Origin of the sequence: Streptomyces sp. AM 4-1-1 (assembly GCF_029167625.1) — a bacterium.
Lineage (GTDB): Bacteria > Actinomycetota > Actinomycetes > Streptomycetales > Streptomycetaceae > Streptomyces.
In genome coordinates, this window is record NZ_CP119145.1 from 4,673,066 (window position 1) to 4,695,094 (window position 22,029).

Genomic DNA, 22,029 nt, shown 5'->3' on the forward strand with positions numbered 1-22,029 from the left:
GGTGCCGGGGCGGCGCCGTCCCTTCTGCGACGATGCGAGCGGTGAGGGACGTTCGTACGGAAAGGCAGTGATATGTGCGGAATCGTGGGGTACGTGGGCGGTCAGCCGGCGATCGATGTCGTCATCGCCGGTCTGAAGCGCCTGGAGTACCGGGGTTACGACTCCTCGGGCGTCGCCGTGCTCGCGGACGGGGAACCGGCCGTCGCGAAGAAGGCGGGGAAGCTGGCAAATCTGGAGAAGGAGCTGGTCGAGAACCCGCTCCCGGCCGGGACCACCGGCCTCGGGCACACCCGCTGGGCCACCCACGGCGGCCCCACCGACGCCAACGCCCACCCGCACCTCGACAGCGCGGGCCGGGTCGCCGTCGTGCACAACGGGATCATCGAGAACTTCGCCGCGCTCCGCACCGAGCTGGTCGGGCGCGGTCACGCCCTGGCCTCCGAGACGGACACCGAGGTCGTGGCGCATCTGCTGGCCGAGGAGTCCTCGTCCGGGGCCGGCCCGGCGGAGGCGATGCGGCGGGTGTGCCGACGGCTGGAGGGCGCGTTCACGCTGGTCGCCGTGTTCGCCGACGAGCCGGACGTGGTGGTGGGGGCGCGGCGGAACTCGCCGCTGGTGGTGGGGATCGGTGAGGGTGAGGCGTTCCTCGCGTCCGACGTCGCGGCGTTCATCGCGCACACCCGGTCGGCGATCGAGCTGGGCCAGGACCAGGTGGTGGAGGTGCGCGCGGACGGCGTCACGGTCACCGGCTTCGACGGGCGGTCCGCCGGGACGCGCACGTACCACGTCGACTGGGACGCCTCCGCCGCCGAGAAGGGCGGGTACGACTACTTCATGCTCAAGGAGATCGCCGAGCAGCCGAAGGCGGTGGCGGACACCCTGCTCGGCCGGATCGACGGGGAGGGCGTGCTCCACCTCGACGAGGTGCGGATTCCGCCGAGCGTGCTGCGCGAGGTCGACAAGGTGGTGATCGTCGCCTGCGGTACGGCGTTCCACGCGGGGATGATCGCCAAGTACGCCATCGAGCACTGGACCCGCATCCCCTGCGAGACCGAGCTGGCCAGTGAGTTCCGCTACCGGGACCCGATCCTGGACCGGAGCACGCTGGTCGTCGCGATCTCCCAGTCCGGCGAGACGATGGACACCCTGATGGCGCTGCGGCACGCCCGCGAGCAGGGCGCGCGCGTGCTCGCCATCTGCAACACGAACGGTTCGACGATCCCCCGCGAGTCCGACGCCGTGCTCTACACCCACGCGGGGCCCGAGGTCGCGGTGGCGTCGACGAAGGCGTTCCTGACCCAGCTCGTCGCCTGCTATCTCGTGGCGCTGTATCTGGGCCAGGTGCGGGGCACCAAGTGGGGCGACGAGATCCGGACCGTCGTGCGGCAGCTCTCCGAGATCTCCCAGCAGGTCGAACAGGTGCTGGAGACCATGCGGCCGGTGCGCGAGCTGGCCCGTTCGCTCGTCGGCCACGACACGGTCCTCTTCCTCGGCCGGCACGTCGGCTACCCGGTGGCGCTGGAGGGCGCGCTGAAGCTGAAGGAACTCGCGTACATGCACGCGGAGGGGTTCGCCGCCGGTGAGCTCAAGCACGGGCCGATCGCGCTCATCGAGCCCGGACTGCCGGTCGTGGTGATCGTGCCGTCACCGCGTGGGCGGTCGGTGCTGCACGGCAAGATCGTCTCCAACATCCAGGAGATCAGGGCGCGTGGTGCCCGCACCATCGTGATCGCGGAGGAGGGCGACGAGGCGGTCGTCCCGTACGCGGACCACCTCATCCGCGTCCCCGTCACGCCCACGCTGCTCCAGCCGCTGGTGGCGACGGTGCCGCTCCAGGTCTTCGCCTGCGAGCTGGCGACGGCGCGCGGCAACGAGGTGGACCAGCCGCGCAACCTGGCGAAGTCCGTGACCGTGGAGTGACGGCGCCGCCCACGGCCGGCGGCCCGTCTCCCTATCGTGGGCGAGGATCTGAGGGAGCGGGCGAGCAGTGAGGACGAGTACGTGATCATCGGGGTCGGGATCGACGTGGCGGAGATCGAGCGGTTCGGCGCGGCGCTGGAGCGTACGCCTCAGTTGGCGGAACGCCTCTTCGTGGAGACGGAGTTGCTGCTGCCGAGCGGGGAACGGCGGGGCGTCGCCTCGCTGGCGGCGCGGTTCGCCGCCAAGGAGGCCGTCGCCAAGGCGCTCGGCGCCCCGGGCGGACTGCACTGGACGGACGCGGAGATCTGGGTGGAGCGGACCGGACAGCCCCGATTGCGGGTACGCGGCACGGTGGCGGCACGCGCCGCCGAACTGGGTGTGCGGCACTGGCATGTGTCGCTCAGCCACGACGCGGGAGTGGCGTCGGCAATGGTGATCGCGGAGGGTTGAGCGTATGCGTACTGCCTACTGTGTGGAAACCGTACGGGCCGCCGAGCGCGCCCTGATGGCACGACTGCCGGAAGGGGCGCTGATGCGGGCCGCCGCGGCGGGGCTCGCGGCGGCCTGCGCCGATCTGCTGCGGCGCGGCGGCCGGGTGTACGGGGCCCGGGTGGTCCTGCTCGTCGGCAGCGGTGACAACGGGGGCGACGCGCTGTACGCCGGGGCCGCGCTCGCCAGGCGCGGCGCGGGTGTGCGGGCGGTGCGGACGTCACCTGGGCGTGCCCATGAGGGCGGGCTCGCGGCGCTGCGCGCGGCGGGCGGGACGGTGGAGGCGGTGGACGCGGCCGGTCCGGTGGGAGCGGGTTCGTCGGGTGTCACGGGTGCGGCGGGGGCGGGCGACGGGGACGCGGACTCCGTGGCGCGGCGGTTCGTCGCCGGGCTCGGGCGGGTCGATCTCCTCGTCGACGGCATCACCGGCATCGGCGGCCGGGGCGGGCTGCGGGCGGAGGCCGCCGCACTGGTCAGGGCCTTCGGGGCGACCGGGGCGCCCGTCGTCGCGGTGGACCTGCCGAGCGGGGTCGACGCGGACAGCGGGGAGGTGACGGGGGCGGCGGTGCGGGCCGACGCGACGGTCACCTTCGGGGCGTACAAGCCGGGGCTGCTCGTCGACCCGGGTGCCGAGCGGGCGGGCGCGCTGCGGCTCGTCGACATCGGGCTCGGGGCGGAGCTGCCCGAGGTGCCGGACCTGGAGGCGTTGCAGTACGCGGACGTGGCGGCGCTGCTGCCGGTGCCGACCGGCGAGAGCGACAAGTACCGGCGCGGGGTCGTCGGGGTCGTCGCCGGTTCGGGGCGTTACCCGGGCGCGGCGGTCCTCGCCGTCGCGGGCGCGCTGCGGGGTGGCGCCGGGGCCGTGCGGTACGTCGGCCGGGGCGCCGACGCCGTGATCGCCCGGTTCCCCGAGGTCCTGGTCCACCCCGGCCCCCCGTCGGAGGCGGGCCGGGTGCAGGCATGGGTCGTCGGGCCCGGGATCGGTGACGGCACGGACGCGGTGTCGGCGCTGTCCGACGTACTGGCCGCCGAGGTCCCGGTCCTGGTGGACGCGGACGGGCTCGGGCTGCTCGACGCCGACGCCGTGCGGGCCCGTACCGCGCCGACCGTCCTCACCCCGCACGCGGGGGAGGCCGCCAGGCTGCTCGGCGTCGACCGGCGGGAGGTGGAGGCCGGGCGGCTCGCCGCCGTACGGGAACTCGCCGCCAGGTTCGGCGCCACGGTCCTGCTGAAGGGCTCCACGACGGTGATCGCGGCCCCCGGCCCGCACACCCCGGTACGGGTCAATCCGACGGGTACCTCCTGGCTGGCCACGGCGGGCAGCGGCGATGTCCTCTCCGGGCTGACCGGCTCCCTGCTCGCCGCCGGACTGACGCCCCGCGACGCGGCGTCGGCGGGCGCCCATCTGCACGGCCTCGCGGCCCGGCACGCCTCCGAGGGCGCCTCGATCGCCGCCCTGGACGTCGCGGACGCGATCCCGGTGGCGTGGCGGGACGTCGTACGGGGCTGACGCGGGGCGGGCACGTGGGGCGGGTGCGGGTGCGGGGGCGGGGGCGTCGGCCGTGGCGGACGGCGGCCGTCCGCCGTGGCATGGCGGGACCCGTGCGCCTGTCCCATCCTGGACAGCAGGAACATCTGAGGAGTGATGGCTGTGAGCGGTGACGGCGTACGTGTGAGGCGGGTGTACGACCCCCAGGAGAAGAGCGACGGCACCAGGGTCCTCATCGACCGGCTGTGGCCCCGGGGCGTCTCGAAGGAGCACGCCGCGATCGACGTGTGGGCGAAGGAGGTCACCCCGTCGCGCGAGCTGCGCTCCTGGTTCCACGACGACCCCACGGACGAGCGCTACGACGGGTTCGTCGACCGCTACCGCGCCGAACTCGCCGACCCCGTCCACGTGGAGGCAGTGGACGAGCTGCTGGACATGCTGCGCGAGAAGAAGCCGGTGACGCTCGTCACAGCCGTGAAGGACGTCCCGCGCAGCCATGTCGCCGTCCTCGTCGACCACTTGCGACACGAGTTGAAGCACCGCTGAGGCGTCACCGAGGCATGTCCGAAGCCTGTGCGGGCCACCGCCGACGCCCCGTCGGAGGCCGCACCCGAAGGGCCCGTCGGCCGATTCTGAGACACTGGGCGCGATGAACGAGACAGCACCACTGAGAGCCCGCGCCGAGATCGACCTCGCAGCATTGCGCGCCAACGTGCGTGTGCTGCGCGCCCGAGCGGCAGGTGCGGGGCTCATGGCCGTGGTCAAGTCCGACGCGTACGGGCACGGCGCGGTGCCCTGCGCGCGGGCCGCGCTCGCGGCGGGCGCGACCTGGCTCGGCACCGCCACTCCGGAGGAGGCGTTCGCCCTGCGGGCGGCCGGTATCGGCGGCCGGGTGCTGTGCTGGCTGTGGACGCCGGGCGGGCCCTGGCGGCAGGCGATCGAGTCCGGCATCGACGTGTCGGTGAGCGGGATGTGGGCGCTGCGCGAGGCCGTGGCCGCCGCCACCGACGCGGGCGTCGCGGCCCGGGTGCAGCTCAAGGCCGACACCGGCCTCGGGCGCAACGGCTGTCAGCCCGCCGACTGGCCGGAACTGGTCGCCGCCGCCCGTACCGCCGAAGAGGCGGGCACCATCCGGATCACCGGCCTCTGGTCGCACCTCGCCTGTGCCGACGAGCCCGGACACCCGTCGATCGACGCCCAACTGGACGTCTACCGGCACATGGTGGCGTACGCCGAGAAGGAGGGCGTGGAGCCCGAGGTCCGGCACATCGCCAACTCCCCGGCGCTGCTGACCCGGCCCGAGACGCACTTCGACCTCGTACGCACCGGGATCGCCATGTACGGCATCTCGCCCAGCCCCGAACTGGGCACCCCCGCCGACTTCGGACTCCGCCCGGTGATGACGTTCGCCGCGTCGATCGCCCTGGTGAAGCAGGTGCCCGCCGGGCACGGGGTCAGTTACGGGCACCACTACACGGCGTCCGACGAGACGACCCTCGGCCTGGTGCCGGTCGGATACGCGGACGGCGTCCCGCGCCACGCCTCCGGCCGGGGCCCGGTGTTGATCGGGGGCGTCAGGCGGCGGGTGGCCGGACGGGTCGCGATGGACCAGTTCGTCGTCGACCTGGGCGGTGACGTCGTGCCGGTCGGTTCGGAGGCCGTGCTGTTCGGCCCGGGGGACCGGGGCGAGCCGACCGCCGAGGACTGGGCGAGGGCGGCGGACACGATCGCGTACGAGATCGTGACCCGGATCGGTACCCGGGTGCCGCGCATTCATCTGAACGAGGACCCGGCCGACGACAGGTGTCCGGCGCCCGGGGACGACGGGCACCGGGCCCGCGCGTAATCGGACACGGCTGAAGACACGGATCAGGAGCGCGGCACGGTGAGCGAGAGCGGAGCCGCGGGAGCGGCGGGAGCGGCGGAAACGGTCGCCGCGGCGATCGGCTGGCGCCGGGCGGGCGGAATCGCCGGGGCCGCGATAGGCGTGCTCGCCGCGGGCGCGGCGGCCGGGGTCGCCGTCGAGCGGCTGACCGTGGGCCGGGGGATGCGGAAGAAGGCCCGGCTGGCGCTCGACGCGTCGGGGCCTTACGGATCGCTGCGCGGACTGCCGGGCCGGGCCGTCGCGGACGACGGGACCGAGCTGTACTACGAGGTCGACGAGGTGGACCGGGCTGTCCTGGCCGACCGGGCTGCCGCCGGGGCCGGGAGTGTGGCAGGGGTGGGGGCAGGGGCAGGGGCAGGGGCAGGGGCAGGGGCAGGGGCAGGGGCAGGGGGTGGCGGGACCGGAGCCGGGGGCGCGGATGTGGCCGGTGAGGTGCCCGGTGCCGGCCTCGGGCCGCGTCGGCGGCGTCTCTTCGGCGACAGGGTGCCCGCGCCCGTCACCGTCGTCTTCAGCCACGGCTACTGCCTCGGCCAGGATTCCTGGCACTTCCAGCGGGCGGCGCTGCGCGGCCTGGTGCGTACGGTCCACTGGGACCAGCGCAGCCACGGGCGTTCGGAGCGCGGCCGGGCGCAGGCCCGGGGCGTGCCGCTCGGGATCGACCAGCTCGGCCGCGATCTGAGGGCCGTCATCGACGCCGCCGCCCCCGAGGGCAGGCTGGTGCTGGTCGGGCACTCGATGGGCGGCATGACGATGATGGCGCTCGCCGACCGGTTCCCGGAGCTGATCCGTGAACGGGTCGCCGCGGTCGCGTTCGTCGGGACGTCCAGCGGGAAGCTCGGTGAGGTCAACTTCGGGCTGCCGGTGGCGGGCGTGAACGCGGTACGGCGGGTGCTGCCCGGGGTGCTGAAGGCGCTCGGTTCGCAGACGGAGCTGGTGGAGCGGGGGCGGCGGGCGACCGCGGACCTCTTCGCGGGGCTGGTCAAGCGGTACTCGTTCGGGTCTAAGGACGTGGACCCGGCGGTGGCCCGGTTCGCGGAACGCCTCATCGAGTCGACCCCGATCGACGTGGTCGCGGAGTTCTACCCGGCGTTCACCGAACACGACAAGAGCGCCGCGCTTCCCGTGTTCGCGGGGATTCCGGTACTGATACTGGCGGGTGACAAGGACCTGGTCACGCCCAGTTCGCACAGCGAGGCCATCGCGGAGGTGCTGCCCGACGCGGAGCTGGTGCTGGTCCCGGACGCCGGGCACCTGGTGATGCTGGAGCACCCGGAGACGGTGACCGACCGTCTCGCGGACCTGCTCGTACGGATCGGGGCCGTACCGCCAACGACTAACGTTGGCGGGCATGGAAACACCCCACAACAGCCCGGCGGCTGAGACCACCGGAACCACCGAAACCTCGGGAACCACCGCAACCTCGGGAGCGACGGGAACCTCGGGAGCGACGGGAACGACGACCGGAGCCGCCGGAGCCGCCGGAGCCGTTGCGGCCGAGGCCCGGCTCGACGTCACGTCCCCCGAACAGATGCTCGCCCTCGGCCGCCGGATCTCCGGAGTGCTGCGCCCCGGCGATCTGGTGATGCTCACGGGAGAGCTGGGCGCCGGGAAGACGACGCTCACCCGGGGGCTCGGCGAGGGCCTGGGCGTGCGCGGCGCCGTGACCTCGCCCACCTTCGTGATCGCCCGGGTGCATCCGCCGCTGGGCGACGGTCCGGCGCTCGTCCACGTCGACGCGTACCGGCTGGGCGGTGGGCTCGACGAGATGGAGGACCTGGACCTCGACGTCTCGCTGCCGGAGTCGGTGGTGGTCGTGGAGTGGGGCGACGGCAAGGTCGAGGAGCTTTCGGACGACCGGCTGCACGTGGTGATCGACCGGGCGGTGGGCGACACGGACGACGAACGGCGCTCGGTCACGCTGACCGGGATCGGTGCGCGCTGGGCGGGGCTGCGGGCGGATCTGGGGGAGGCGGGGGCGGGGACGGAGCTTCCCCGGGGCGGCGAAGACCGCTGACGGGACGGCCGTGGCCAGGCTCGGGTACCACTTTCCGGCGTTCTTTCCGACGTTGTGTCGGGAAAATGTTGCGCCGGGCGGGACGGGCATGGTCGGATGGGGAGCGAGACATGGTTAGGTCCGCCTAACCACGCACTCCAGAGAAGTCCCAGGAGGCATCCATGCCGACGTCCGAGCGTGAAACGCGACCGCAGCCGCCGTCGCCGTCGACGGTGTCGATGAAGGATCTGCTGGCCTCGTGCGTCGCGGCCGCGGCGGTCTCCACGCCGCCCGCCCGCCAGGACGGCCAGGAGCAGGGGCAGTCGACCGAGCCGCGACGGCCGGAGCAGCGGCGGCAGGGGCAGCCTGCGGAGCAGCAGCGGCCCGTCGAGCGGCAGCCGGTGGTGCGGCCTCCGGCGCAGCGCGAAGCGGCCTGAGCGGGGTCGTCCGAGCGGCGCCGTACCGACGGGGAGGGCGCGGACACGCAGGTCGCGGTGCCCGGTGCCGGGGCCGTACGAGAGGTGACCGTGCCGTCGCGGCCGGTCCGCGGTCGGCTCGCAGACCGTCCGTCCGGCCGTCTTTCCGCCCGCCCGCCTGCCTGGCCGGCCGCCCGCATGGCCGCACGTCCGCCCGCACGGCCGGCCGTTCTTCCGGCCCTACGGAACGACGACGACCTTCGCGCCGACCGTCGCGAAGGTCCACATCGCGTCCCCGTCGGCGCGCGCCATCCGTACCCCACCGGTCTTGAGGCCCGGGTTCGGGCTCGGCATCGAGCCGTCCAGAGCCGCGCTGAACCCCACCGACACACTGTCCGCCGTCGCGAACCGCACCACGTGCTCGATCATCACGCCGTCCGAGCCCTTGATGGTGTCCGAACGCGAACTCACCTGGTAGGTACCGGGCGCCGGATTCACGGAGCTGGGCATGACGGCGAAGGTCCGGAGCGGCTTGTCCGTCACGTCCACCAGCCAGACGCGCCGGTCCGCGAGCGCGTACACGACCCGCTTGCCGGTTCCGGAGTCCGCGGGGACGGCGAGCGAGGGCCGCGGCGAGGTCTCCGGCGGGACGCCGGGGTGCGCGGAGGCGCTGCTGGAGGGCTTCGCCGCATTGGGCGCCGCCACCGAGTCGGGGGCGTTCGCCGACGCCTGGTAGGCGAGGAAGCAGACCGCGGCGACCGCCGCCGCGGTGAGCCCGGCCACGATTCCCGAGCTTCCCCTTGCCACCGTGCGTGCCCCTTTCGTCCTTCGTTGTCATGTTGCGTGCGAGCGGTGTACGGAGAATGTCCTGGGGCGACGTGCGGCACGCGGACGTGCCGGGCGCCGTCACGCCGGTACGCAGGCGATGGCGTCTGTCGTACAAGCGACGTAACCGCCGGTCCTACAAGCGTTTACGTCGTACTCCGCATACCCGGTGACGGTAGCAGCAGAGGCACCGCCGCACGGGACGCCGTGCCTCGGTGGGCGGAGCATGCCCCCGTCGGCGGAGCCGTAGGCTGTTTGTGTGCTCTTGCTCGCCGTGGATACCGCCACCCCCGCCGTCACCGTCGCCCTGCACGACGGGACATCCGTCGTCGCCGAATCCGCCCAGGTCGATGCCCGAAGGCATGGGGAGCTGCTGCTGCCCGCTGTCGACCGGGTCCTCGCCGACGCCGGACTGGAACTCGACGCGGTGACGGACGTGGTCGTGGGCGTCGGCCCCGGTCCGTACACCGGTCTCCGTGTCGGTCTGGTGACGGCCGCCACCTTCGGCTCCGTGCTGGGCGTCCCCGTGCACGGGCTGTGCACGCTGGACGGTCTCGCGTACGCGGCCGGTCTGGACGGCCCGTTCGCCGTCGCGACGGACGCGCGCCGCAAGGAGGTCTACTGGGCGCGGTACGAGGACTCCCGTACCCGCGTCGGGGAACCCGCCGTCGACCGGCCCGCCGAGATCGCCGAACGGCTGGCCGGACTGCCGGTCGTCGGGGCGGGGGCGGCGCTGTACCCCGAGGCGTTCCCGGACGCGCGGGGACCCGAGTACGTGTCGGCCGCCGCGCTCGCCTCCCTCGCCGCCGAGCGCCTCGCGGCGGGCGCGGACTTCCTGCCGCCGACGCCGCTCTACCTCCGCAGGCCCGACGCGCAGGTCCCGAAGAACTACAAGGTGGTCACCCCGAAGTGACAGCCGTGCCGAAGCCGGACAGCGAGCGCGGCGCGGGCGGCGCCGGGGACGCGAAGAGGTCCGCCGTGCTGCGCGAGATGCGCTGGTGGGACATCGACGCGGTGCTGGAGCTGGAGGCCGAGCTGTTCCCGGAGGACGCCTGGTCGGCCGGGATGTTCTGGTCGGAGCTGGCGCACGCGCGCGGCCCGCACGCCACCCGCCGCTATGTCGTCGCCGAGGAACCCGCCACCGGCCGCATCGTCGGCTACGCCGGTCTCGCGGCGGCCGGGGACCTCGCCGACGTGCAGACGATCGGCGTCACCCGCGCCCACCGGGGCAGCGGCCTGGGCGCGGAACTGCTCACCGATCTGCTGAAACACGCCACGGCCTTCGAGTGCGCCGAAGTGCTGCTCGAAGTCCGCGTCGACAACACCCGCGCGCAGAAGCTCTACGAACGCTTCGGCTTCGAACCCATCGGCTTCCGCCGCGGCTACTACCAGCCGGGCAACGTCGACGCGCTCGTCATGCGGCTGACCGTACAAGGAACAGAGACTGACTGATGGCTGACGAACCGCTCGTACTCGGCATCGAGACCTCCTGCGACGAGACCGGCGTGGGCATCGTCCGGGGCACGACGCTGCTCGCGGACGCCGTGGCGTCCAGCGTCGACACGCACGCCCGCTTCGGCGGGGTGGTGCCGGAGATCGCCTCCCGGGCCCATCTGGAGGCGATGGTTCCCACCATCGAGCGCGCCCTGAAGGACGCCGGGATCAGCGCCCGCGACCTCGACGGCATCGCCGTCACGGCGGGCCCCGGGCTGGCGGGCGCGCTGCTCGTCGGTGTCTCGGCGGCGAAGGCGTACGCGTACGCGCTGAACAAGCCGCTCTACGGGGTCAACCACCTGGCCTCGCACATCTGCGTCGACCAGCTGGAGCACGGCCCGCTGCCCGAACCGACGATGGCCCTGCTGGTCAGCGGCGGCCACTCGTCGCTGCTGCTCGCGCCGGACATCACGGCCGACGTACGGCCGCTGGGCGCCACCATCGACGACGCGGCGGGCGAGGCGTTCGACAAGATCGCCCGGGTGCTGAACCTCGGCTTTCCCGGCGGCCCGGTCATCGACCGGCTCGCGAAGGAGGGCGACCCGAAGGCCATCGCGTTCCCGCGCGGGCTCAGCGGGTCGCGCGATCCGGCGTACGACTTCTCGTTCTCCGGACTGAAGACGGCCGTCGCCCGCTGGATCGAGGCGAAGCGGGCGGCGGGCGAGGAGGTGCCGGTACGGGATGTGGCGGCGTCCTTCCAGGAGGCCGTCGTCGACGTCCTGACCCGGAAGGCCGTGCGGGCCTGCAAGGACGAGGGCGTCGACCATTTGATGATCGGCGGCGGGGTCGCGGCCAACTCGCGGCTGCGGGCGCTGGCGCGGGAGCGGTGCGACCGGGCCGGTATCCGGCTGCGGGTGCCCCGGCCCGGACTCTGCACGGACAACGGGGCGATGGTCGCGGCGCTCGGCGCGGAGATGGTGGCGCGGAACCGGCCGGCGTCGGACCTGGAGCTGTCGGCGGACTCCTCCCTCCCGGTGACCGAGCCGCACGTGCCGGGCCATGACCACGGTGAGGGGCACGGTCACGGCGGGGAACACGGTCACGGACACCGCCACGCCCGGACCGGGGCTGCGAGCCACGATCACGTCCACGAGATCAGCAAGGACAACCTGTACTCATGAACGGCGCGTCCGGCGCGAGTGCGCCACCCGGCGCGAGCGGAACCACCGTCGCGCTGATGTGGGAGGCCCGCGCCGTGCCCGGCCGGGGCGCCGAACTGCTGGAGTGGGCCAGGGCCAGGGCCGCTGAGCTGGCCCACGAGCCGCTGCGCTCCGAACTCCTGCGGGCCCCGCAGGACCGGGTGCTCGTGCTGACCTGGTGGCGGGCGGCGTACGGCGACGAGCTCCCGGAACTGCCCGAGCCGGACGCCGGTCTGATCACCCGGCCGGTCCACCGCTGGCGCTTCGAGTCCCTGGGTGCGCCCGCGCCGGAGGCCACCGGCCCTACGGCTGCTCCGGAGGCACCGGCTGCTCCGGAGGCACCGGCTTCTCCGGAGACACAGGAGGCTCCGGCTTCTCGGGACGCTCCGGAGACACGGGAGAATCCGGACGCTCCGAAGGCGCCGGGGACCACCGCTCACCCGTCCCCCGGAGCAGCAGACCGGTGATGATCGCGTCGAGTTCGTCCGCCACCGAGTAGTCGGCGGCGTACTCGCGCCACCGGTCCTTGATCTCGGTCAGCCGGGGCAGCGCGGCGGCGTCCTCCTCGGTGATCATCTCCGGGAAGTACCGCTTCTGCGGAGGGTGTTCGGCGCGGTGCGCGGCGGATCTGCGGAAGACCAGGTCGCCGTAGACGTAGTGCCAGATCGTCCGGTAGAGGCGGACTGCCCGGCCGGGTGTGAGACCGCAGGCCATGGCGGAGTCGATGATCTCCTCCACCATCCACAGCGCGTCCTTGTCGGTGAGCTCACCCAGCGCCAGGATGTCCAGCACCCACGGCACCTGTCCCAGCACCTCGTGCATGTGCAGGGTCACGGCGAGCAGCCGCTCCCTCGGCTCGGCCGGCAGCTCGGGGCGCGGGAGGGCGGCGGCGGTTCCGGACAGGGTGAGCATCAGCAGCTCGTCCTTGTCCCGTACGTAGTGGTAGAGCGCCATCGGCGTGCTGCCGAGCTCCTTCGCCACCCGTCGCATGCTCAGGGCGCCGAGCCCTTCTTCCTCGATGATGCGCCGCGCGGTGGCGACCATCGCGTCCGGGTCGAGCCTGCGCGGGCGGCCCACGGAACGCTTCTTCTCTGTGCCTGACACCTGGGCATTCTCTCCCCCTCCCCTCGGACGAGGCCGTCCTTCCCCCCCAGGTGAGGCGGTCCGCCTTCCTGCGACGAGACCGTCCGGCTAGTTTCTATACGCGTATAGTATTCACTTGTCGGGTGCTGGACCGAATGACGACAAGGGAAGGGGATGCCGTGAACGATCAAGCGCGGCAAGTGCGTTGGCTGCTGACCGTGGCCCTCACCGTGCAGTTCCTGGTGGCGCTGGACATGTCCGTGGTGAATGTCGCGCTGCCGGACATGCGCCAGGACCTGGGCTTCACGCCCGACGGGCTGCTCTGGGTCGTGAACGCCTATGCGCTGACCTTCGGGGGCCTCCTGATGTTCGGCGGGCGGCTCGCCGATCTGATCGGCAGCCGCCGCGTCCTGACGGCGGGCCTCGCCCTGTTCGGCGGTGCGAGCCTGGTGGGCGGCCTCGTCCGGACACCGGGCGGACTGATCGCCGCGCGCGCGGTCCAGGGGGTCGGGGCCGCCGCGCTCGCCCCCGTCGCCTTCGCCCTGATCGCTCTCGCCTTCCCGGCCGGACCCGCGCGCTCCCGCGCCCTGGGACTGTGGGGCATGGCGGGCGCGGCGGGCGGCGCGGTCGGGGTGCTCGCCGGCGGGCTGCTCACGGACGCGGCGGGCTGGCGCGCGGTGATGCTGGTCAACGTGCCGATCGTGGTGTTCGCGCTGGTGGCGTCCCGGTGGACCGGCCTGAAGGGCGGGGCCGCGCGGACCGGTGCCCGTCTCGATCCAGGTGGCGCGCTGCTGGTGACCGCGGGCATGACCGTGCTGGTCCTGGGGCTCGTGAGGACCGCCACCCACCCGTGGGGCTCGGCGGCCACCCTGGGCACACTCGGCGCCGCCGCGCTGCTGCTGATCGCGTTCGCCGTGGTCGAGTCGCGCGTGCGGTCCCCGCTGCTGCGGCTCGGGCTGCTGAGGGGACGGCCGGTGTTCGCGGCCAACCTCTTCTGCCTGCTGCTGAGTTCGGGGCAGTTCGCGTCGTTCTACTTCGTCTCGCTGTTCATGCAGCAGTCACTCGGTTACGGGCCCACGGCCACCGGAGCCGCGTTCCTGCCGTTCTGTGTCGGCGTCGTCGCGGGTTCGCTGCTCGCCACCCGTGCGGTCGCCGTGCTCGGCGTCCGGCGGCTGCTGGCGACGGGCGGCGCGCTGGCCGCGCTGGGCATCGCCCTGTTCGCGGCGACCGCACGGGCGGACGGCAGCTTCCTCTACTCCGTGCTCGGCCCCTCGCTGGTCGCCAGCGTCGGCGTCGGCATGTGCTTCGTACCGCTCGGCACCGCGGCCACGACCGATGTCGCGGTCGCCGAGACGGGCATGGCGTCCGGGCTGCTCAACACGTCCCGCCAGATCGGCGGTTCGCTGGGACTGGCGATCCTGGTGACCGTCGCGGCCCAGGTCACGGACGGCGGCACCGGCCCGGCGGACCTGGCGTCCGGATACGCGGCGGCCTTCTGGGTCTGCGCCGGCCTGCTGGCGGTGGGAGCGCTGGCGGCCCTGCTCCTGCTCCCGGCGCGGGACACCCGCCGGGGAGCCGGGGAGGCGGCGCCGGACCGGGTGGCTGACGCGGTGACCGTGCGGGAGGGCGCTCCGAACGGTGTCGCCGAAGGCGCCGACCCGGGGCACATCCGCCCGGCACACGAGTGAGCCCGGCCCGCGGATGGGCCTGGCGTGCGGGCGAGTCCGGCGTACGGGCGAGGAAGGGGCGCGACGCATGAGCGCGGACGGGGCGGCCGGGTCCGGCGACCGCTGCCCCGGCCGCGCGCCGCCCCCGCACCTCCGTCGGCCGCGTCCGCGCCGAATGCCCCACGAACGCCCGCCGGGCGCCCGCCGGATGCGAGCCATGGTTGCCGCGAAGGTCCGGGAGGGGAAAAGCGGCCGGTGGCGCGGTCGGTAGTCTCTGCCCATGTCTCGCCGACCACTGCCGCCGCCTCCGCCGCCCGTGGGCATCCGTTCCTGGCCCGACCGGGAGGCGCTGCTCACCGACCGGGCGGTCGTGCTGCGGGAGTTGGTCAGAATGTACGTGGGGGCGGGGCGGCTCTGGACGCTGTGGCTGTCGGCCGCGCTGTGCGCGCTCGGCTGGTCGCTGGTGGGGACGGCGATCGTCTCGCTGGAGGAGTCGTACGACATCATCACCATCAGCCTCGGGCTGATCTGTGTCGGGCTCGGCGCCTGCTTCATGGTGCCGTCGGTCGCCTTCGTGGTGGCCGGTCTGCGCGAGGACCGCGAGGTCCGGCAACTCCTGGACGACTGGGGTGGGTTGGACCGGGACCCGGAGGCCGACACGGCCTTCCACGCCCACCGGGTCGGCCTCGTCCGGCTGCTGTCCTCGTACGCCCTGTGCGCGCTCGGGCTGTATCTGTGCGTGACCGTCCCGGCGGGCGCCGAAGCGGGCGAGAAGACCTACGGAATGGTCGCCCGAGACATGGGATTCGGGGTCATCGCCTGGCTGACCGGGCTGATAGGCGTGGTCAGGGCGCTCGCCCACCGCCGTTGGGTGGCGCGGGTGCTGGTCGGCGGGCCGGCCGTACCGCTGATATCCACCGGGGGCGGCGCCCACCGCTGACGCCGCGTGGGGCCGCCCGCCGATGTCCGGCCTATCCTGGCGGGGTAACGGACCACGCACGGGGGAGGGTGGCACATGGAGTGGTACTGGTGGGTACTCATCCTGTTCTGGACAGGCGGTTTCGGGTGGGCGGTCGACAACGTCCGTACCGCCCTGCGCAACCGGCACACGCGCAGGCTTGAGCTGCTGGAGGCGGACAAGGAGGAGCGGCTGGCCGTCGAGGCGGCGCAGCGGCCGCCGGAGCCGGTGTGCGGCTGCACGCACCATCTCGCCAAGCACGACAAGCAGGGCAAGTGCCATGAGCGGGTCGAGGTGCCGACGGCCTGGGACGAGAAGAAGAAGCCGGTCCGCTTCGAGTCGGGGCAGTGCAACTGCCAGCAGTACGTGGGCCCGCAGCCGCTCTCCCAGGTGTACGCGGACGAGCTGACGGACCTGGCGTAGTCCGGGGCGGGTGCGGCCGGCGCTCGCGGGCACGGTCGCCGGGGCGGCCCGCCGCCGGGGCGGCGCACGGACCGCCGGAGCCGGTGCGCGCCGCGCGCCCGTAGCCGCCCTCACCCGTAGCCGCCCGCCCGTACCCGCACGCACCCGGTGACCGCGGGCACCGGCCGTCGGCCGCCGCCTCAGACCGGCAGGCTGCCGGGTCCGTTCAGCGGGTGGCCCAGCAGCATCGTCGGCGCGTCCGCGACCCTGGTCAGGAACACCGTGGCCGAATTCGGACCCCGTAGCTTCATCCTGCGGCGCAGCTCCTCCGGTTCGACGGCCGAGCCGCGCTTCTTGACCGTGAGCGTGCCCACCTCGCGCTCCCGCAACAGGGCCTTCAACCGCTTCACGTTGAAGGGAAGTTGATCGGTGATCCGATATCCGGTGGCGTACGGGGACTCGTAGGGCTCGTCGCTGGTGACGTACGCGATCATCTCGTCGAACAGCCTGCCGCCGCACCGCTCCACGACGTCCGCGACCAGATGGGCCCGGATCACGGCGCCGTCCGGCTCGTACAGATAGCGTCCCACCGGGCCGACCGGCGGAGCGGGCAGCGGGGCGGCGGCCCACAGGCCGGCCCGTGCCGGGAGCAGGGTCGCGCGGTACGAACCGGGTGTGAAGCCCTCGCCGAACCAGAGCACCGCCTCCTTCACGTCACCGGCGTCCGAGATCCACTCCGCCTCGGCCTGCGGCGCGATGGCCTCGTGCGGGATGCCGGGCGCGATCTTCAGCGCGGCGCGCGGCGCCCCGAGGGCCGTGCCGACCGCCCAGGACAGCGGCGGCGAGTACGCCTCCGGGTCGAAGATCCGGCCGCGCCCGCCGCGCCGGGCCGGGTCGACGAAGACCGCGTCGTACGCGGTGGTGTCGGTCTCCGTGACATCGGCGCACCGCACCTCGATCAGCCCGTCCAGACCGAGTGCGGTGGCGTTCGCCCGTGCCACCTCGGCGGTCAGCGGGTCACGGTCCACGGCCAGTACCCGGATGCCCGCCCGGGCGAGGGCGATCGCGTCGCCGCCGATCCCGCAGCACAGATCCGCCACCGTGCGCACCCCCTGCTCCGCGAACCGCCGCGCGCGATGGGCGGCGACCGAGGTGCGGGTCGCCTGCTCGACGCCGTTCGGGGTGAAGAACATCCGGTACGCGTCCTCGGCGCCGAACTTCGCCGCCGCCCGCTGCCGCAGCCGCGCCTGGGCCAGCGCCGCGGAGACGAGCGGGGCCGGGTGCGCGCGGCGCAGCCGGGTCGCGGTGGCCAGCTCCTGGGCGGGGTCGTGCGTCCGCAGCTCGGCCAGGAGCGCCGCCCCCTCGGGGGTGCGCAGGGCGGCGAAGGCGGCGAGGGGGTCGGGAGCGTCGGGCGTACCGGCCGGGGGGAGAGCGTTCACCCGGCCCATTGTGGGCCAGCCCCGGTGTGAGCCAGGCGGGGGACCGGGTGGGCCCGGTCGCGGTGTCGGTACGGAATGACGGAGCGGCCCTGGCAGGATGCGGCGCCATGCAGCTTGTACGACAAAAGGATAAATTCGCCATGAAGAGGCACAGACCGGGCTCCCGCCGGCGTGCGGGGGGTGGCCGGCGTGTGCCGGGTACGCTCCGACGCCGGCCGGCGCTCTCCGTCCTGGCCGCGCTCCTGGTCGCCGCGGCGGGCTCCGGATGCGCCGCCGGAGCCGGGAGCAACGGCGCCGACGGGCGGGCGGTGGAGCCACCGCCCGCCCGTCCCGGCGCCCGGGCCGGGCAGGCGGACCCCGCCCGCGCCCTCACCGCGTACGCCGAGAGGATGAAACGGGCCCAGGCCGCGCGCGTCGCGGCGGCCCGGAAGTGGGGACTGGCCGGTACCCCGCTCGTCGCCCCCGCCCCGCCCCTGGAGAAGCCCCGCATCACCAGCCGCAAGGGCTTCGAGGTCGAGGACGACGCCTCGCTGCCGCCCGTCTTCACCACCGTCCCGACCACGGAGCGGATCGTCTTCCTGACGATGGACGACGGCGCCGAGAAGGACCCCGAACTCCTGCGGATGATGACGGAGTTGCAGATCCCGTACAGCGCCTTCCTCAGCGACTACGAGGTCAACGACAACTACGGCTACTTCCGGGACGCGCAGCGCCGGGGCGTCACCATCAACAACCACACCCTCAACCATCCCTACCTGCCCGGCCTTTCGTACGCCGCGCAGAAACGTGAGATCTGCGGCCAGCAGGACATCATCGAGAAGCAGTTCGGCAAGCGCCCCACGCTGCTGCGGCCGCCCTACGGCAACTACAACCGCGCCACCCTGACCATCGCGAAGTCCTGCGGGATCAGGGCCGTGCCGCTCTGGGCCGAGGAGGTGTTCCCCGACCACATGGAATACCGGGAGTGGGACCGGGACCTGCACCCCGGCGACATCATCCTCACCCACTTCCGCGGGCGCGACGAGTGGAAGGGCAGCATGCCCGACCTGATCCGGCAGGTCATGAAGATCGTCACGGCGAAGGGCTACGCCGTGGCGAAGCTGGAGGACTACGTATGAGATCCGCCACGGGGACATCGGGTGCGAGGTCATCCGGTGCGAGGGGGGCCGGTGCGGCAGGGCCCCGCGTGACGGGGGCCGGTGCGAGGGCGTCCGGTACGACGGAATCCGTCACGGGGAACGCCGGATGAGGCGGGCGCACCGGCTGCTGGCCGGGCTGCTGGTGGCCGGTGCGCTCCTCACGGCGGGTTGCGCGCAGTCGGTCGGCCCGATCGAACGGCTGGCCCGCAGGGCGGCCCAGGAGGCGCACCCGGGCCGTCCCGGGACCGGGACGGCCCGGGGCGGGCCGGGGCTCCCGGCGTGCCGGTACCACCGCACGGAACGGCCCGGCCGGTTCACGCGTTGCCCTCATGGGGGCGACGGCCGTACCGGAGACGGGAGCGGCGCGCCGGGGGGAGCCCGCACGGGGCCCGCGCCGACGCCGACGGCCAGGGGCGGACGCGGCTCGGCGGTCCGCACGGCAAGCCGGACCCAGGGTCGAACACCCGACCGGGGGCACTGACGCCACGCGCGAGAATTGGCACTCCGCTTGACCGAGTGCTAACCGCGGTCATAGTCTCACTTCTGGCACTCCCCACTGGAGAGTGCCAGCAGGATTGCGCGACAGGACAGGTCCGGCACCCGCGACGACGGATCGACCCTGGTCGCCCACCCAAGACTGTTAAACCCCGTGAGATCTCCGAAGGGGGAGACCGGATCGTGTCGACCGCCAGCTCCAAGGTTGCGATCAAGCCGCTCGAGGACCGCATTGTGGTCCAGCCGCTCGACGCCGAGCAGACCACGGCCTCCGGCCTGGTCATTCCGGACACTGCCAAGGAGAAGCCCCAGGAGGGCGTCGTCCTGGCCGTGGGCCCCGGCCGCTTCGAGAACGGCGAGCGTCTGCCGCTCGACGTCAAGACCGGTGACGTCGTGCTGTACAGCAAGTACGGCGGCACCGAGGTGAAGTACAACGGCGAGGAGTACCTCGTCCTCTCGGCCCGCGACGTTCTCGCGATCATCGAGAAGTAGTTCACCCACGTTTGCTTCTGTTCTGCGCCCCTGGCCCCCTGCGAAGTATCCAGCCGGGTGGTCGGGGGCGCAGTTCGTTTGAGAGGACAGAAAACAGCCCATGGCGAAGATTCTGAAGTTCGACGAGGACGCCCGTCGCGCCCTTGAGCGCGGCGTCAACAAGCTTGCCGACACGGTGAAGGTGACGATCGGCCCCAAGGGCCGCAACGTCGTCATCGACAAGAAGTTCGGCGCTCCCACCATCACCAACGACGGTGTCACCATCGCGCGCGAGGTCGAGCTCGACGACCCGTACGAGAACCTGGGCGCCCAGCTGGTGAAGGAGGTGGCGACCAAGACCAACGACATCGCGGGTGACGGCACCACCACCGCCACCGTGCTGGCCCAGGCGCTCGTCCGCGAGGGCCTGCGCAACGTCGCCGCGGGCGCCTCGCCGGCCGCCCTGAAGAAGGGCATCGACGCCGCCGTCAAGGCCGTGTCCGAGGAACTCCTCGCGACCGCCCGCCCGATCGACGACAAGTCCGACATCGCCGCCGTGGCCGCGCTCTCCGCGCAGGACACCCAGGTCGGCGAGCTGATCGCCGAGGCGATGGACAAGGTCGGCAAGGACGGTGTCATCACCGTCGAGGAGTCCAACACCTTCGGCCTGGAGCTGGACTTCACCGAGGGCATGGCCTTCGACAAGGGCTACCTGTCCCCGTACATGGTGACCGACCAGGAGCGTATGGAGGCCGTCCTCGACGACCCGTACATCCTCGTCCACCAGGGCAAGATCGGCTCGATCCAGGACCTGCTCCCGCTGCTGGAGAAGGTCATCCAGGCGGGTGGCTCCAAGCCGCTGCTGATCATCGCCGAGGACGTCGAGGGCGAGGCCCTGTCGACCCTGGTCGTCAACAAGATCCGTGGCACCTTCAACGCCGTTGCGGTGAAGGCCCCCGGCTTCGGTGACCGCCGCAAGGCCATGCTCGGCGACATCGCCACCCTCACGGGCGCGACCGTCATCGCCGAGGAGGTCGGCCTCAAGCTCGACCAGGCCGGTCTGGACGTACTGGGCTCCGCCCGCCGCGTCACGGTCTCCAAGGACGACACGACCATCGTCGACGGCGGCGGCAACTCCGCCGACGTCACCGGCCGCGTCAACCAGATCAAGGCCGAGATCGAGTCCACGGACTCCGACTGGGACCGCGAGAAGCTCCAGGAGCGCCTCGCGAAGCTGGCCGGCGGCGTGTGCGTGATCAAGGTCGGCGCCGCCACCGAGGTGGAGCTGAAGGAGAAGAAGCACCGTCTGGAGGACGCCATCTCCGCGACCCGCGCCGCGGTCGAGGAGGGCATCGTCTCCGGTGGTGGCTCCGCTCTGGTGCACGCCGTCAAGGTCCTGGAGGGCAACCTCGGCAAGACCGGCGACGAGGCCACCGGTGTCGCGGTCGTGCGCCGCGCCGCCGTCGAGCCGCTGCGCTGGATCGCCGAGAACGCCGGCCTTGAGGGTTACGTCATCACCTCGAAGGTCGCCGAGCTCGACAAGGGCCAGGGCTTCAACGCCGCGACCGGCGAGTACGGCGACCTGGTCAAGGCCGGCGTCATCGACCCGGTCAAGGTCACCCGTTCCGCCCTGGAGAACGCCGCGTCCATCGCGTCGCTGCTGCTCACGACCGAGACCCTGGTCGTCGAGAAGCCGGCCGAGGAAGAGGCCGACGCCGGCGGCCACGGCCACGGGCACTCGCACTAGCACGGTCCGGTCTTCCGCCGGGTCCGGGGCACGCGAGCCCGCCGCCCCGGACCCGGCGGGACGGCCGACGGCCGAGGCCCGGCACCCCCTCGTCGGAGGGGGTGCCGGGCCTCGGCCGTTTCCCGCCGCTCCCCGGTCCGGGGCGGGCTCGTGTACCGCCCGTACCCACGGACCACATGTCGCCGAGGGCCGTACCCACGGCTCACCGGGGGCCGTACTTGCGGCCCGTCCTCGACGTCACACCGCCGAGCACCCCGCGGGGCGCCACCTTCGCCAGCCCCATGAGGACCTTGTACCGCGCGTCCGGGATCGACACCGTCCGGCCGCGGGCCAGATCCGTCAGCGCAGCCGCGACCAGCTTGTCCGCGTCGAGCCACATCCAGTCCGGGATGTTGTCCGTACCCATCCCGGCCCGCTCGTGGAACTCCGTCCGGACGAAACCTGGGCACAGCGCCATCAGCCGCACCCCCGACCCGGCCAGGTCCTTCGCCACGCCCTGGGTGAACTGCACCACCCACGCCTTGGACGCCCCGTACGTGCCCCGTGGCAGGAACGCCGCGACCGAGGCCACATTGACCACCCCGCCGCGCCCGCGTTCCCTCATCCCCTCCGCGGCGGCCGAGGTCAGCCGCAGCACCGCCTCGCAGTGCACCTTCAGCATCGTCAGCTCATCGGCCATCGGTACGTCCAGGAAGCGGCCCTTGTTGCCGAAACCCGCGTTGTTCACCAGCAGGTCGACCGGCTGCCGACGGTCCGACAACCGCGCCTCCACCGAGGCCGTCCCGTCCTCCCGGGAGAGGTCCGCGGTCAGCACCTCGGCCTCGATGCCGTGCCGGTCGTGCAGTTCGGTGGCCTGGTCCCGGAGCCGTTCGGTGTCGCGCGCCACCAGCACCAGATTGTGTCCGTCGGCCGCGAGCCGCCGTGCGAAGGCGGCGCCGATGCCCGCGGTCGCGCCCGTGATCAGTGCAGTCGTCATAC

21 protein-coding genes and 1 pseudogene are annotated in these 22,029 nt (G+C 73.0%); 18 read left to right on the forward strand and 4 right to left on the reverse strand.

All coding sequences use genetic code 11. The features are described from left to right. Window positions 1-72 precede the first annotated feature (72 nt). The 8 genes from glmS (at window position 73) to PZB75_RS19920 (ending at window position 8,213) form a co-directional block, all read left to right on the forward strand. A complete protein-coding gene (gene glmS / locus PZB75_RS19885; protein ID WP_275536649.1) occupies window positions 73-1,920 on the forward strand; it encodes a glutamine--fructose-6-phosphate transaminase (isomerizing) in 1,848 nt (615 codons plus the stop codon). Between the two features lie 81 nt (window positions 1,921-2,001). After that, window positions 2,002-2,370: a holo-ACP synthase gene (locus tag PZB75_RS19890; RefSeq protein ID WP_275538776.1), complete on the forward strand. Its 369-nt coding sequence runs from the start codon at window positions 2,002-2,004 to the stop codon at window positions 2,368-2,370. A 4-nt stretch (window positions 2,371-2,374) separates the two neighbouring features. After that, window positions 2,375-3,919: an NAD(P)H-hydrate dehydratase gene (locus PZB75_RS19895; protein WP_275536650.1), complete on the forward strand. Its 1,545-nt coding sequence runs from the start codon at window positions 2,375-2,377 to the stop codon at window positions 3,917-3,919. A gap of 135 nt (window positions 3,920-4,054) precedes the next feature. Further along, window positions 4,055-4,444, forward strand: coding sequence for a DUF488 family protein (locus tag PZB75_RS19900; RefSeq protein ID WP_275536651.1), 390 nt, complete (start codon window positions 4,055-4,057; stop codon window positions 4,442-4,444). 103 nt (window positions 4,445-4,547) lie between these two features. Continuing rightward, entirely contained in the window at window positions 4,548-5,744 is a 1,197-nt protein-coding gene (gene alr / locus PZB75_RS19905) for an alanine racemase (RefSeq protein ID WP_275536652.1), read from the forward strand. 39 nt (window positions 5,745-5,783) lie between these two features. Further along, window positions 5,784-7,163: an alpha/beta hydrolase gene (locus PZB75_RS19910; RefSeq protein ID WP_275536653.1), complete on the forward strand. Its 1,380-nt coding sequence runs from the start codon at window positions 5,784-5,786 to the stop codon at window positions 7,161-7,163. Next, window positions 7,132-7,797 (forward strand): tRNA (adenosine(37)-N6)-threonylcarbamoyltransferase complex ATPase subunit type 1 TsaE, encoded by a 666-nt coding sequence (gene tsaE, locus PZB75_RS19915; protein WP_275536654.1) that lies wholly within the window; start codon window positions 7,132-7,134, stop codon window positions 7,795-7,797. The genes PZB75_RS19910 and tsaE overlap by 32 nt, the downstream gene beginning before the upstream one ends. 161 nt (window positions 7,798-7,958) lie before the next feature. Further along, window positions 7,959-8,213, forward strand: a complete 255-nt coding sequence (locus tag PZB75_RS19920) for a hypothetical protein (RefSeq protein WP_275538934.1) — start codon at window positions 7,959-7,961, stop codon at window positions 8,211-8,213. A 219-nt stretch (window positions 8,214-8,432) separates the two neighbouring features. Here PZB75_RS19920 and PZB75_RS19925 read toward each other — a convergent pair whose 3' ends face one another. Then, complete coding sequence (locus tag PZB75_RS19925; RefSeq protein WP_275536655.1) at window positions 8,433-8,999, reverse strand: hypothetical protein; 567 nt, start codon at window positions 8,997-8,999, stop codon at window positions 8,433-8,435. A 277-nt stretch (window positions 9,000-9,276) separates the two neighbouring features. Here PZB75_RS19925 and tsaB point away from each other — a divergent pair, with 277 nt between their 5' ends. The 4 genes and pseudogenes from tsaB to PZB75_RS19945 all read left to right on the forward strand — a co-directional run. Further along, the gene (gene tsaB, locus PZB75_RS19930) at window positions 9,277-9,930 is read left to right on the forward strand and encodes a tRNA (adenosine(37)-N6)-threonylcarbamoyltransferase complex dimerization subunit type 1 TsaB (protein ID WP_275536656.1); all 654 of its coding nucleotides are present in this window, start codon (window positions 9,277-9,279) and stop codon (window positions 9,928-9,930) included. Between the two features lie 77 nt (window positions 9,931-10,007). Continuing rightward, the gene (rimI, locus tag PZB75_RS19935; RefSeq protein WP_275538777.1) at window positions 10,008-10,469 is read left to right on the forward strand and encodes a ribosomal protein S18-alanine N-acetyltransferase; all 462 of its coding nucleotides are present in this window, start codon (window positions 10,008-10,010) and stop codon (window positions 10,467-10,469) included. After that, window positions 10,469-11,632, forward strand: coding sequence for a tRNA (adenosine(37)-N6)-threonylcarbamoyltransferase complex transferase subunit TsaD (tsaD, locus tag PZB75_RS19940; protein ID WP_275536657.1), 1,164 nt, complete (start codon window positions 10,469-10,471; stop codon window positions 11,630-11,632). Before rimI ends, tsaD begins: the two co-directional genes overlap by 1 nt. Further along, window positions 11,629-11,928: pseudogene (locus tag PZB75_RS19945) on the forward strand (hypothetical protein); the annotation flags it as partial. The gene tsaD and the pseudogene PZB75_RS19945, both read left to right, overlap by 4 nt. A 25-nt stretch (window positions 11,929-11,953) precedes the next feature. Here the strand turns inward: PZB75_RS19945 and PZB75_RS19950 are convergent. Then, window positions 11,954-12,754, reverse strand: a complete 801-nt coding sequence (locus tag PZB75_RS19950; RefSeq protein WP_343286247.1) for a helix-turn-helix domain-containing protein — start codon at window positions 12,752-12,754, stop codon at window positions 11,954-11,956. Between the two features lie 158 nt (window positions 12,755-12,912). On the opposite strand from PZB75_RS19950, the gene PZB75_RS19955 reads away from it, so the two are divergent. From PZB75_RS19955 to PZB75_RS19965, 3 genes are all read left to right on the forward strand, one after another. Beyond that, on the forward strand, window positions 12,913-14,421 hold the full coding sequence (locus PZB75_RS19955; RefSeq protein ID WP_275536658.1) for an MFS transporter: 1,509 nt from the start codon (window positions 12,913-12,915) through the stop codon (window positions 14,419-14,421). 259 nt (window positions 14,422-14,680) lie between these two features. Beyond that, complete coding sequence (locus PZB75_RS19960; RefSeq protein ID WP_275536659.1) at window positions 14,681-15,340, forward strand: hypothetical protein; 660 nt, start codon at window positions 14,681-14,683, stop codon at window positions 15,338-15,340. Window positions 15,341-15,415: 75 nt separating this feature from the next. Beyond that, complete coding sequence (locus PZB75_RS19965) at window positions 15,416-15,781, forward strand: hypothetical protein (protein WP_275536660.1); 366 nt, start codon at window positions 15,416-15,418, stop codon at window positions 15,779-15,781. 179 nt (window positions 15,782-15,960) lie between these two features. Here PZB75_RS19965 and PZB75_RS19970 read toward each other — a convergent pair whose 3' ends face one another. Continuing rightward, entirely contained in the window at window positions 15,961-17,208 is a 1,248-nt protein-coding gene (locus PZB75_RS19970; protein ID WP_275536661.1) for a methyltransferase domain-containing protein, read from the reverse strand. Window positions 17,209-17,306: 98 nt separating this feature from the next. Between PZB75_RS19970 and PZB75_RS19975 the strand changes: the two genes are divergently transcribed. The 3 genes from PZB75_RS19975 (at window position 17,307) to groL (ending at window position 21,051) form a co-directional block, all read left to right on the forward strand. Then, window positions 17,307-18,317: a polysaccharide deacetylase family protein gene (locus tag PZB75_RS19975; protein ID WP_275536662.1), complete on the forward strand. Its 1,011-nt coding sequence runs from the start codon at window positions 17,307-17,309 to the stop codon at window positions 18,315-18,317. 699 nt (window positions 18,318-19,016) lie between these two features. Continuing rightward, window positions 19,017-19,325, forward strand: a complete 309-nt coding sequence (gene groES / locus PZB75_RS19980) for a co-chaperone GroES (protein WP_018101172.1) — start codon at window positions 19,017-19,019, stop codon at window positions 19,323-19,325. Between the two features lie 100 nt (window positions 19,326-19,425). Continuing rightward, window positions 19,426-21,051 (forward strand): chaperonin GroEL, encoded by a 1,626-nt coding sequence (groL, locus tag PZB75_RS19985; protein WP_275536663.1) that lies wholly within the window; start codon window positions 19,426-19,428, stop codon window positions 21,049-21,051. Window positions 21,052-21,253: 202 nt separating this feature from the next. Here groL and PZB75_RS19990 read toward each other — a convergent pair whose 3' ends face one another. After that, on the reverse strand, window positions 21,254-22,027 hold the full coding sequence (locus PZB75_RS19990) for an SDR family oxidoreductase (RefSeq protein WP_275536664.1): 774 nt from the start codon (window positions 22,025-22,027) through the stop codon (window positions 21,254-21,256). Window positions 22,028-22,029 lie beyond the last annotated feature (2 nt).